This window comes from Massilia sp. ZL223 (assembly GCF_018119395.1).
Lineage (GTDB): Bacteria > Pseudomonadota > Gammaproteobacteria > Burkholderiales > Burkholderiaceae_D > Telluria.
In genome coordinates, this window is the sequence record NZ_JAGPWD010000005.1 from 120,853 (window position 1) to 133,247 (window position 12,395).

9 protein-coding genes are annotated in these 12,395 nt (G+C 62.4%); 4 read left to right on the top strand and 5 right to left on the bottom strand.

What is annotated here, in order from left to right:
- The first annotated feature begins 1 nt into the window (after position 1).
- The 3 genes from KBW95_RS05655 to KBW95_RS05665 all read left to right on the top strand — a co-directional run bounded on the left by KBW95_RS05655 (position 2) and on the right by KBW95_RS05665 (position 4,870).
- On the top strand, positions 2-880 hold the full coding sequence (locus KBW95_RS05655; protein WP_211527693.1) for a PhzF family phenazine biosynthesis protein: 879 nt from the start codon (positions 2-4) through the stop codon (positions 878-880).
- A gap of 145 nt (positions 881-1,025) precedes the next feature.
- Positions 1,026-1,811 carry a hypothetical protein gene (locus KBW95_RS05660; RefSeq protein ID WP_211527694.1) on the top strand — a complete coding sequence of 262 codons (786 nt, stop codon included), beginning with the start codon at positions 1,026-1,028 and terminating at the stop codon, positions 1,809-1,811.
- A 116-nt stretch (positions 1,812-1,927) separates the two neighbouring features.
- Positions 1,928-4,870: a bifunctional diguanylate cyclase/phosphodiesterase gene (locus KBW95_RS05665; protein WP_211527695.1), complete on the top strand. Its 2,943-nt coding sequence runs from the start codon at positions 1,928-1,930 to the stop codon at positions 4,868-4,870.
- A 745-nt stretch (positions 4,871-5,615) separates the two neighbouring features.
- Here the strand turns inward: KBW95_RS05665 and KBW95_RS05670 are convergent.
- Both KBW95_RS05670 and KBW95_RS05675 read right to left on the bottom strand, forming a co-directional pair.
- Positions 5,616-7,175: a hypothetical protein gene (locus KBW95_RS05670; protein ID WP_211527696.1), complete on the bottom strand. Its 1,560-nt coding sequence runs from the start codon at positions 7,173-7,175 to the stop codon at positions 5,616-5,618.
- Positions 7,176-7,908: 733 nt separating this feature from the next.
- A complete protein-coding gene (locus tag KBW95_RS05675) occupies positions 7,909-8,286 on the bottom strand; it encodes a DUF4124 domain-containing protein (RefSeq protein ID WP_211523196.1) in 378 nt (125 codons plus the stop codon).
- 146 nt (positions 8,287-8,432) lie between these two features.
- On the opposite strand from KBW95_RS05675, the gene KBW95_RS05680 reads away from it, so the two are divergent.
- The gene (locus tag KBW95_RS05680; RefSeq protein ID WP_211527697.1) at positions 8,433-9,398 is read left to right on the top strand and encodes a threo-3-hydroxy-L-aspartate ammonia-lyase; all 966 of its coding nucleotides are present in this window, start codon (positions 8,433-8,435) and stop codon (positions 9,396-9,398) included.
- Positions 9,399-9,465: 67 nt separating this feature from the next.
- Here the strand turns inward: KBW95_RS05680 and KBW95_RS05685 are convergent, their stop codons facing one another.
- The 3 genes from KBW95_RS05685 to ompR are packed head-to-tail and all read right to left on the bottom strand — an operon-like array spanning position 9,466 to position 12,214.
- A complete protein-coding gene (locus KBW95_RS05685) occupies positions 9,466-10,137 on the bottom strand; it encodes a methyltransferase domain-containing protein (protein ID WP_211527698.1) in 672 nt (223 codons plus the stop codon).
- A 2-nt stretch (positions 10,138-10,139) separates the two neighbouring features.
- The gene (locus KBW95_RS05690; RefSeq protein WP_211523193.1) at positions 10,140-11,513 is read right to left on the bottom strand and encodes an ATP-binding protein; all 1,374 of its coding nucleotides are present in this window, start codon (positions 11,511-11,513) and stop codon (positions 10,140-10,142) included.
- Positions 11,513-12,214, bottom strand: a complete 702-nt coding sequence (gene ompR, locus KBW95_RS05695; protein ID WP_051306146.1) for a two-component system response regulator OmpR — start codon at positions 12,212-12,214, stop codon at positions 11,513-11,515. The genes KBW95_RS05690 and ompR overlap by 1 nt, the downstream gene beginning before the upstream one ends.
- Positions 12,215-12,395 lie beyond the last annotated feature (181 nt).

The window sequence follows — 12,395 nt, forward strand, 5'->3', positions numbered from 1 at the left end:
CATGAACGCGAATCTCCATCCGCAGCTCGAGCAGGTGCTGCGTATCGCCGCTTTCGACGATGCCGGCCAGGGCGGCAACCCGGCCGGTGTCTGGATCGGCGCGTCGCTGCCTCCGGCTGCCGAGATGCAGGCCCTGGCCCATGCAGTGGGCTTCTCGGAAACCGCCTTCGCCGCGCGCGAAGGCGAGGGCTGGCGCGTGCGCTATTTTTCGCCCGAGTCCGAAGTGCCGTTCTGCGGCCACGCCACCATCGCGCTGGGCGCGGCCCTGGCGCGCCAGGGCGGCGACGGCCGCTTCGCGCTGCAGCTGAATGCGGCCGCGATCACGGTCGAGGGGCATTGCGAAGCCAGGGGCGAGGGCGAGGGCGAGGGTGGGCGCATGTTCGCAGCCCTGCAATCGCCGCCCACGCGTTCGCGTCCGGCGCCAGAGGCGATGCTGGAGCAGGCCCTGGCCCTGTTCGGCTACTCGCGGGCCGATCTCGATCCGCGCCTTCCTCCCGCGCTGGCGCACGGCGGGGCCGATCACCTGGTGCTGGCCCTGAACAGCCGTGCGCGCCTGGCGGCCATGGCCTACGACCTGCAGGCCGGCCGCGCCTTCATGCTCGAACACGGCCTGGTGACCGTGGTGCTGGCCTGGGCGGAAACCGCGCAGCTGTTCCACACACGTAATCCTTTCGCGTCGGGCGGCGTGTACGAAGACGCCGCCACCGGCGCCGGCACGGCCGCGCTGGCCGGCTATCTGCGCGACCTGGGCTGGCCACACGGCGGGCGCATCGATGTCGTGCAAGGCGAGGACATGGGCATGCGCTCGCGCCTGCGAGCAGAGTTCGGTCCGGAGCAGGGCGGGTCGATCCGCGTGTCCGGCTCGGCGCGAATGATGTAGCTATGTTAGGTGGCGCACAGAAGTTTTGCGTTAAATCAAATAGGGGGATAAAAGCACGCCTGCTCAGCAGTTAGATTAATGTATGCCGGATTGATAATTTGAACCAGACAAGTTTTGTTTCATTTAATCAATTAGGAGTACCGTCATGGAGCTGTTCCCTGCAGCCGTCTTCAACCCACCGAAAGCCTCCCGTGCACGCACCGCGCGCGAAGCGGCTGCGGGACGCATCATCGAACGCCTGCCGTTCACCGTCCGCCGCGTGGAGACCGAGGCGGACCTGCTCAAGGCGGTGCAGATCCGCCACGCCGCCTATGCGCGCCACGTTCCGGACTTCGCCCGCACCCTGGCCGAGCCGGAGGCGGCCGATTACGAGGACGACACCATCGTGCTGCTGGCCGAGTCCAAGCTCGACGGTTCTCCGCTCGGCAGCACCCGCATCCGCACCAATCTCTACCGTCCGCTGGGCGTCGAGGAATCGATCGTCCTGCCCGACTGGCTGCAAGGCAAGCGCCTGGTCGAGGCGACCCGCCTCGGCATCGACGAAGGCCGGGTCGGCCGCATGGTCAAGATTGCACTGATCAAGGCCTGCTTCATGTATTGCGAAGACAACGCCATTGACTATTCGGTCGCAACCGGCCGCCCGCCGGTGGATCGCCAATACGAGCAAATGATGTTCGTCGATGTGTTCCCGGAGCAGGGTCCGGTCCCGCTGCGCCACGTCGGCAATATCCCGCATCGCATCATGGCCTTCGAGATCGCGACCTTCGAAGAACGCTGGACCCAGGCGCGCCATCCGATGTTGAATTTCTTCTTCAACACCCATCATCCGGACATCGACATCGGACCGAGCGCGCCGCCGCCGGCCCTGGCCCTGCCTGGCCGCTTTGATACTGAACGCCCGTCCGAACGTTGTGAATTGGCAGTCGCATGAGGTAATTAGACCCCGTCAGGGTATTTATTGCATGACGGCATCAAATTTACGCTGTATCCTTGCGCCTTGAGCCGCCGCGGCGACGCGGTGGCGATTTGTTCGCACTGATACCGCTTATGCCCAATTCCACACCCAAGCTCCGTACTTCTCTGCCGGCGGCCGCGCACGCGGCCGTGGAGCTGGTGTTGAAGCTGTTCGGGTACTACCTGATCCCGATCGGCATCGGCATCGTTTCGCTGATCGCGCTGATCTTCTTCCATGACGAGTACCGTGTCGCCGGCGAAGTGCCGCTGGCGATGCACGTGAGCGTGCAGGACGACACGCGGCAGCTCACGCCGGCCGAGGCCCTGGCCCGCACCGCGCCGCAACCGCTGATCAATACCCACGAAACCCACTTGTCCGAAGCGCCGGTCTGGTTCGCCTTCGAACCGATGCCGCGCAGCGGCGAACAAGTGATCGAATTCCCTTCGCGCCACTCGCTCGACGTCGCCTGCTGGGACGGCGCCACCCTGGCGCCGCTGGGCAGCGCCTCCCGTGCCGGCGCCGCCGGCGCCGTCGAGGCGGCCAAGGCCGGCTTCGTGCTGCGCGCCAGCCCGCTGCCGCGCCAGCTGCTGTGCCGTTCCGGTCTGTCCGGCCCGGCCCGCCTGTCGGTCCTGCAATGGCCGGCCGAGCAGTTCGACAAATCGGTCGAGCAATACCATCGCAAGTCGGGCCTGCTCGACGGCGGCATGATCGTGCTGGCGCTGTTCGTCCTGATCACCGCCCTGATCAACCGCCAGCCGCTGTACGTGCTGTTCGCCGGCTGGCTGATCCTGAACCTGCGCGTCGGCGCGCTGTCGGCCGGCTGGGACATCCAGTGGCTGGGCCAGACCATCCCTTCCGACTGGCTGCTGCGCAGCCGCTCGGTGACCATCACCCTGTACGGCATCGCCACGCTCACCCTGTACCAGGCGCTGCTGAAGGACCACCTGGCCGAGATGCGCTATGTGCTGCCGATGCGCGTCATGCAATGGCTGTGCATGCCGATGCTGGCCGCCGCCATCTTGCTGCCTTACCGCATGTACCTGCCGCTGATGTGGGTGATCGTGGTGTGCTGCTTCGCCATGATGACGATTGGCCTGTTCAAGATCATCGTCGAGTCGCGCAACCGCGTCGCCGCCTGGTTCGCGGCCTCGTTCGCGCTGACCTTCCTGGCCTCGATGGCGGAAGTCGCCGCCGCGGCCCTGGGCCTGCGCGAGCTGCTGGGCATCATCAACAGCGTCACCGCCGCCCTGGCCTCCAGCCTGCTGGCCGCGCTGGCGGTGGCGGAGCAGATGCGCAGCGAAACCGAAAAGCGCCAGGAAGCCCAGGAAGAGCTGGAGCATGCCTACAAGGCAATGCCGGTGGGCTTGTTCACGCTCGACATGTACGGCCACTTCCTGAGCGTCAACCCGGCGCTGCAGAAGATGCTCGGCATCCACGCCTTCGTGGCCGGGCGTACCGCCTGGCGCCAGTTCTTTACCGAAAGCAGCTGGACCGAGCTGCACGAGCAGGTGCATGCCAAGGCCGAGGCCGAGATGGAACTCACCAGCCGCGACGGCAGCCAGCGCTTCCTGGTCAGCGCCACCCTGGCGCGCTCGCGCATCGAAGGCGTGCTGCAGGACACGACCGAAAAGCACAAGGCCACCGAACAGCTGCGCTTCATGGCCGACAACGATCCGCTGACCAAGGTCTACAACCGGCGCGGCCTCGAAAAGGAATTCGTGGCCGCCGCCGCCAGCCTGGCCGTGGGCCGCCCGATGGCGCTGGCCTACGTCGACCTCGACCGCTTCAAGCTGATCAACGACCTGTTCGGCCACGCCGCCGGCGACGAAGTGCTGCGCCAGGTGTGCGAGCGCATCGGCACCATGCTGGCCGGCGGCCAGCAGATCGGCCGCGTGGGCGGCGACGAATTCGTGATCGTGATGCCGGAGACGGCGATCCCGCTCGCATCCATCATCTGCCGCGGCATCGTCGATCGCCTGGGCAACACGCCCTACCGGGTGGGCGACAAGGCTTTCCATGTGCGCGGCTCGGTCGGCCTGATCGAAGTGGTGCCGGACATGGCCATGAAGGATGCGGTCTCGACCGCGGACCGCGCCTGCCGCGAAGCCAAGACCGGCGCCGGCGACGGCCTGGTGGTGTACGAGCGCGGGGCCGACGCCTTCCGCCAGCGCGCCGCCGAGCTCGACCTGGTGGCGCGCCTGTCGGGTCCGAACGCGACCGACAACCTGCTGCTGGAAATGCAGCCGATCATGTCGCTCAAGCACCCGGAAGAGTCGCTGAATTTCGAAGTGCTGCTGCGCATGCGCGAGCCGGACGGCCGCGTGGTGCCGGCCGGCCCGGTGATCGCCGCGGCCGAGAAGAGCGGACGCGCCAGCGTCATCGACCGCTGGGTGCTGTCGACCACCCTGGCCTGGATCGCCGAGCATGCCGACCAGCTGTGCAACACGCGCTTCGTCTGCATGAACTTGTCGGGCGCCTCGCTCAACGACGAGCGTTTCGTCCAGGACACCTTCGACATCCTGGGCCGCTATGTGCACGTGGCGAGCCGCCTGTGCCTGGAGATCACGGAAAGCGTGGCCCTGCACGACCTGGACAACACGCGCCGCTTCATCGACCAGGCGCGCAACTTCGGCGTCAAGGTGGCGCTGGACGACTTCGGCGCGGGCTACACCTCCTTCTCCTACCTGAAGGAACTGCCGGCCGACGTGCTCAAGATCGACGGCAACTTCATCGTCAACATCAACGCGCATCCGGCCAACGTGGCGATTGTCGAGGCGATCGTGAGCCTGGCGGTGAACCTGGGCATGAAGACGATTGCCGAGTGGGCCGAGGACGCGGCCACGGTGCAGACCCTGCACGAGATCGGCGTCGATTACGTCCAGGGCTGGGTGGTGGCGCGTTCGCAGCCGCCGGAGCGCATCCTAGAGGCCAGGTCGTCGGCCAGCTTCATCAAGGATGAGGATTTGCTGGAACTGCTGCGCGAACTGGCGGCGCCGGCGGTGCCGCATCTGGCGAGCGTGACGCGGTTGCACTAAGTACTGTCGATCAGCAGCAAGAAATTGGCGAGCCAGACGCCAGGCTCACAAATGCGGTCACTGAAGCAGCACTGCCGTTACGTGCCGTGTCGTTCAGTGCATTGAAGCGATACATATTTCGCCTTACACAGCTCGTAAGCGCCGTTTTTCGTCACATTCAGCACCTGGATGTGGCGTAGCACCGCCATACGTTGCGATGCACATGAGCATTATTCAGCTGTCGAAGTGGCGCGCATGCAGGGACGCTTCATTGCTGCTGTCGCGCGCTGGTCGCATAGTCCACGATGACGGTATTCGGCTGGGCCGCCTGCACGTAGTCGAAGGTCTAACGTCGCTGCCGCTGAGCGATGTTCGTTCGGCCCAGTTCTGCACCTCGATTGAGCCGCCGACGCACTCGGCTAGCTGTATCAGATGTACCTGTTTCAATATATCCAGCACCTCACGCAAGCATGATTACATATTGGTAGGTGAGCTAGCTGGTAGCAGTGCTAGACTGTAGATAGGGTTGCCGGCAGGATTTTGCTGACGTCAGGGCGGATGGCGAGTCATGTCGCTGGCTATAAACCCGCACTCGAACAGAGCAGCAACTTTTTCCACAGCCGGCGCCCCTGTGATCGCTCGAATTGACGATCAGGCTGAGCTCCTTGATGAGCACCCGTTCGAACTGTGGCAGGAACTAGTGCTCAAAAGATTACTAACATCACTCAATACGCTCTCGCATATGCCTTTCCTACATTGGCCGGCGTCAAGCAGCGTCTTTAAATAATCTATCTTCAGTCGAGTGATTCGCTTGCGCGATTGTGCTGCGCTTTATCAAGCCCAGGCGGTATCTGTGCAGCATCTTTTCAAACGACCAATGGAATAGTTGCCGAGTTTCATCGAGTGGGCGGCGGTAACGCTCCAGCGGCGTGAAAAAGAACTCCACAACTGTTCCGGCGCGATATGAGAGTTTTCCAATTTTCGATGTAATTTGCTCCGCCCGGTTAGCTATACGATACAACACGTGGTCTATCCACTTCCACGCTGGCGGATGGGTTTTCGTGTATTCGCCAAAGGCTTTTAAAGAGGCTGGGCCTAAGTACCAGTCCAGACCTTTTTTTCCGAAGGACCTGCTCATGACCTGTTTCTTTTGTCCAAAGCTTAGACGGTTTACGCCGGCTTCCTCAGCAATTCTCCTGCAGATGGGACGGTCGTAGATACCTCCCACAGTCCATGAAGCCATTTCCTCGCTGCGTGAAATGGCGGCAATTGACTTGTGTGCGCGACAGCCAAAGAAAGGAACAGCAACATGTATAAAACCTACACGCAGTCTGAACTCTTCGAGATCTGCACCACTCGGATCGCCGCGAATAATCTGATTGGAGGTTTTCTTTAAGTTTCTGTCCCATACTTTGTCGCCATGAAATCCTGAAATGAATAGGCGATTAGTGAGAATGGATTCCATTGGGGCAAAGAAGCAGTCTTCTCCGCCGGTTCCCAAAGCGAAAAACTCCCACTCCGTACCCAAAGTCTTATAAGCAACTCGAGAGTATTCGGTGATGCTTAGGCCAAGTTGTGAAGCGATTGCCGTGCCACTGTCGACGGACGGATCTGTTGACTCGGGATCAATCATGGTGAACGCATCTTGGCATCCTACTTCCTTTGCCAATACAGCACACGCAACCGAGTCATAACCTTTAGAGATGGAGACGAGGGGACTAAATTTTTTTGCTCTGCTCGGCAGATTTGCATTGCGAATAAGGCTAGCAAGACCATGACTCAAAAACTGACGATAATCCGAAAAATCCGCAAAAACAGGTGCCTGTTTTTTTGCCATAATCCCGATATTCAGGTTTTTTGTAACTTTCAAATTGCAGTGAAAGTAGAATTTGACCTGTAGTCCGCTCTCCAAGGGAATGAACTTTTTAGACTTGTTCAATCCTTTGATAACTGATGAGATGTCTTCCTGGTAATAGGCGAAGTCGTTACGGATTGCTTCGCCAGAAGCTGCGATAATAAATGCCATCGAATTCGAAATCCAAAGACTATTATCTTTTTTAATGGCGCATAGGCGTCCGATTGTGTTGCTCGAACAGGCTAGGAATAACGCATCCTCACAGGTGCTGGCTCCGGTCGCTGCGCATATATCTGCGGAAAGCATCGCGGCAGGCGTCAGCTCGCCATTCCAGCAGCCTTCGAAGAAGAAGTCATCGAAGCGCTCGACCGCTCTCCCGTGCCAAACCGTTACTTCAGACTGCCCCGCTTCAACTTTTAGACACCACGCCATTGCCGGGAGGGTATTAACTTCCTCAAAGACAAATTTCATTCAAGCTCCACTCGAAAACTATTGAAGCAAGCATTTAGTAATTACAAATCAATCGATTCGTAACTAACGCCGCTCCCAATAAGCTCTTACTCATGTAACGCGTTACGTAAGAATAGTCCTACATATAATACCCAAATCTTTCAATTATGCAATAAGTATATTTAAAGTGTAACTTTTTCGCTACATTTTTTAGAACTAAACGCTAGGTGTGGCGCGTCATCTAGCGACGTGGTTTCCGCAGATTTGGCAGGGTACTCAAGGGAAACGTGGAGGGGCGGGTTTTGTCACAGCCAGTATGCAAGCTCACTTGGTGTTGAGCTGTGAGGACGATTGAAACGGCTTTTTACAACGACATGTCGCCCTTACGGGAGCGTATTGATAGAAGACGACAGAAGAATAGTGTTCAACCGTGATATTTGTAGTAAGGCTTGGATGAGCAATCCCGCCGAACGCTATAAGACGTTGTCCGCACGATCGGGAACGGCCCGGTTTATTCCAAGTCGTAAGGGCGCACTTGGCGCGGCTGCACTAGACGCTAGCGGTGTGCGGCGTGTTATCTACGCCGTCTCCCTGAGCAAGGGCTGTGGCCAAGTTCATGCTCAACTGCAGAAAATGCAAGTTTAGGTCCGATCCTTCGCTGGAACGATGGGCTGATGCAGAGGTACTAACGTGGAGGCGTAATAGCGCTCTCTGGATTACATCCCTCACGCCTGCATTGCAGAAAGTAGCCTACTCAATGCAGCGCAACCACCGTCGACTTGATGCTGCTATCCATCAGCAAGAACTGCGCACGCGCCTCCTTCAAGGTGGCAACATCACGCTGCATCGGCTTCGCCTTGTCGCGCTGCGGCGCCTTGCGCACGGCAGGGCGCGGCGGCGGCACGCTGGCGCGCTCGACGGTGAGCGGGTAGGGCTGGACGGTCGCGTCGCCCTCGGCAGCCGGCATCTTCGCCATCCGTACCGTGGTCGTGCCTTCGCCGCAAGGCTGGTCGGTGAGAGTCACGTGGCCGGTGCTGTCGATGCACTTGACGATCTCGGCTCCAGCGAAGGCCGCGGGTGCGGATGCCGCGGCCGCGGCGATCAGGCTGAGTTGGCACAGAAAACGCTTCATGGTCGGCTCCTTCTTGTGAGCCTTGATTCTGCGCGCCGGTCCCGGCTGCTTCTGTTCGTTGACTCACCGTGTGCGCGGTTTGCTTTTTTACAAGCGCCAAGTGCTTCGCTACAATGCAGGGCGACCCCTCTGACAAGGATGCTTCCATGAATCTGTTTTCGCTCCCCACTTACGATGATGTCGTCCAGGCCGCCGGCCGCATTGCCGGGGCCGCCAACCTCACGCCGGTGCTGACCTCGCGCACCGTCAACGAGGAGTTCGGCGCCCAGGTGTATTTCAAGTGCGAGAACATGCAGCGCATGGGCGCCTTCAAGTTCCGCGGCGCCTACAACGCGCTGTCGCGCTTCAGCCCGGTGCAGCGCAAAGCCGGCGTGGTCGCCTTCTCCTCGGGCAACCACGCGCAGGCGGTGGCCTTGTCCGCACGCCTGCTGGGCATGCCAGCCACCATCGTGATGCCGCATGACGCCCCGGCGGCCAAGGTCGCGGCCACCAAGGGCTATGGCGGCAATGTCGTGTTCTACGACCGCTATACCGAGGACCGCGAGCAGATCGGGCGCGAGCTGGCCGAGAAGCATGGCCTGACCTTGGTGCCGCCCTACGACCACGCGGACGTGATCGCGGGGCAGGGCACGGCGGCCAAGGAGCTGTTCGAGGAAACGGGCCCGCTGGATGCCTTCTTCGTGTGCCTGGGCGGCGGCGGGCTGCTGTCCGGCTCGGCCCTGGCCACGCGCGCGCTGGCGCCGAATTGCGATCTGTACGGCGTGGAGCCGGAGGCGGGGAACGATGGGCAGCAGTCCTTCCGTTCGGGCGAGATCGTGCATATCGATACTCCCAAGACCATTGCGGACGGGGCGCAGACGCAGCACCTGGGCAAGCTGACCTTCCCGATCATCCAGCGGGATGTGGATGACATCCTGACGGTGTCGGATGATGAGCTGGTGCAGTGCATGCGCTTCTTCGCGGAGCGCATGAAGATCGTGGTGGAGCCGACCGGGTGCCTGGGGTTCGCGGCGGCGCGGCGGATGAAGGAGAGCTTGAAAGGGAAGCGGGTCGGGATTCTGGTTAGTGGGGGGAATATTGATTTGGCGAGGTTTGCTGGGTTGATTGCTTGAGCAGGTGGCGGCGGTGCGAACTTGGGTCCCGGCGCAGGCCGGGACCCAAGTTTTGCGTGAGTAGCCGTCAGCCTTCGAGCTCACCCACCAAAATCAGCGACACAGGCTTTCCACTCTCCGGATGCACCGGCTCGCGCATCTCGACGATCCGCAATCCGTGAGCGGCGAATAAAGTCACCCAACTGCCCACCGTCCTGAAGTACCACGGCGGCGCATCCTTGAATTCACTGCTGAACCCCGCCCAGCTCCCCTCGCGCCAGCCATCCACATACGGCTGCTCCCCGCAGGCCGCCAGCGGATGCACCGTTTGCACGATCAGCGCGCCGCCCTTGCGCAGATAGCTCGGCGCCGCCCGGAACAAGCCCTCGACGGCTTCTTTCCCGATCAGCGAGAAATTGCAGACCGCCACATCGGCCGCTAGCGCCAGCCGCCCCTGCGCGATCTCCTCGTAGGACATCACCCGGAACTCCCCGCCGCCGGCTTCGCGCGCCGACTCGACCAGTCCGGGAATCGCATCTACGCCCACCATCTCGACTTCCGGCAGCGCCCGCACCAGCCAGCCTTCGCCGCAGCCCAGGTCGACGCCGGACCGCGGCCGGCGCGCCCGTACCGTGTCCACGATGGCCGCATTGGTCACCAGCACGCGCGAGGCGATCTCGCCGCCGCGCACCGCGCCGACCCAGGGATCGGCATTGTGCGACCACGCATCCAGCACCTGGGCGTCGGATCGGATAGTCATGGTCAGCCCGCCAGCGGCAGTCCGATCTGCAGCAGCAGGCCGCCTTCGTCGCGGTTGCGCACCGTCAGCTGGGCGTTGTGGCGGGTCAGCACGCGTTCGACGATGGCCAGTCCCAGGCCGGCGCCGTTGGCCTGGCCGCGCGCGGTGTCGAGGCGGGTGAAGGGCTTGAGCAGCTGCGCGATCTGGTCTTCCGGCACGCCCACGCCGTGGTCGCAGATGTCGACTACCGCGCAGCGGCCATGGGCGGTCGATTTCACGCGCAGCAGGATCGTGATCTCGGTGTAGTCCGCGCCCGGCGTCTTGCCGTAGCGGCGCGCGTTCTCGATGATGTTGTTGACCACGCGCCGCAGGTCGGTCGCGTTGCCCAGCACGTGCACGCCCGGCATCAGGTCGGTCTTCACGCGCAGGTCGCGGATGCGCGCCGCCTCGCGGCCCACGTCGGCCAGCATCTCCGACAGGTTCACGGACACGAAGGTGGAGGCGTCGGTCGGCTTGGCGTAGTCGAGGAACTGGCCGATGATGGCGTCCATCTGGTTGATGTCCGACTGCATGCCTTCGCGCGCGTCCTGCGACAGGTTGGCCATCTCGACCTCGAGCTGCATGCGCGCCAGCGGGGTGCGCAGGTCGTGCGAGATGCCGGCCAGGATCACGGCGCGGTCCTTTTCGACCTGGGCCAGGTCCTCGACCATCTGGTTGAAGCTGCGGTTGGCCTCGATGATCTCCTGCGAGCCTTTCTCGGGCAGCGGGGTGGGATGCTCGCCCTTGGCGATGGCGCGCGCGGCCGCCGTCAGGCGCGCCAGCGGCAGGTTCACCAGGCTGGAGATCAGGGCCGCGCCCACCAGCGACAGCAGGCCGACCAGGGTCGCCCAGCCCAGCCACTGCACGCGGGTCAGGCCGGCCAGGCGCTCGCGCTCCAGCATCAGCCAGTACTTGTCGTCCTCGATGGTAAAGCTGATCCAGAAGCCCGCCACGCCGTTCACGCGGCTCGAAAAGCGGGTGTCCTTGCCCAGCTTCTCGCGCACCTTGGCGGCGATCTCGGGCATCAGGGGATTGCTGGGCGGCGGCTCGACCACGTCGCTGTCCTCGAGCGTGAAGATGCGGATGCCTTCGTTCGAGACCAGCTCGAACAGCAGCTCGCGGCGCAGGTCCGGCGCAGAGTGGGTGAGGGCGGCCTTGGTGATGGTCACCACCGACACCACCAGCTCGGCGGTCTGCTCCACCTGCGGGCCGCGCTGGTAGACGTTGAGCATGCCGATCCACGAGCCCATCGACAGGGCCGTGAGCACCGACAGCAGGAAGAAGGTCCGCCAGAACAGGCCGCTCTTGTACCAGGCGAAGCGCGCCGCCCGGCGCGCCGCCGAGAATGGTGCGAACACTAGCGCGGCTGCCCTTCCGGAATGAACACGTAACCCAGGCCCCACACGGTCTGGATGTACAGCGGGCTCGAAGGATCAGGCTCGATCAGCTTGCGCAGACGCGAGATCTGCACGTCGAGCGAGCGGTCGAAGACTTCGTATTCGCGGCCGCGCGCCAGTTCCATCAGCTTCTCACGCGACAGCGGCTGGCGCGCATGGCGCGCGAACACCTTGAGCACCGAGAATTCGCCGGTGGTCAGCGGCACGGTCTCGCCGTTCTTCTTGAGGGTGCGGGTGCCCAGGTCGAGCACGAAGTCGCCGAACTCGAAGGTCTGCGGAGTCTCGCTCGGCGCGCCCGGGATCTCGTCCGGGCCCTTGCGGCGCAGGACCGCGCCGATGCGGGCCACCAGTTCGCGCGGATTGAAGGGCTTGGGCAGGTAGTCGTCCGCGCCCATCTCCAGGCCGACGATGCGGTCCACGTCCTCGCCCTTGGCGGTCAGCATGATGATCGGGGTCTGGTCGCCCGCGCCGCGCAGGCGGCGGCAGATCGACAGGCCGTCCTCGCCCGGCAGCATCAGGTCCAGGACCAGCAGGTCGTAGCGCTCGCGCAGCCACAGCTTGTTCATGGCCGGCGCGCTCTCCGCCGTGACCACCTGGAATCCCTGTTCGGTCAGGTAGCGGCGCAGCAGGTCGCGCAGGCGCACGTCGTCGTCGACGACCATGATCTTCGCGGAATGGCCGCCTTGCGCGCCCGGGGCCGCGCTGTTTCCGGTATTCGAAGTCGATGCACTCATTTGGCTTCCAAATTTGTCAGGAGAATGTCGCTATGGTAACGTCTTATGCCTAGGCATTTCGACAACATGCCTCATCCATTACAATGTGTTACAAACTTTACCCAATCAG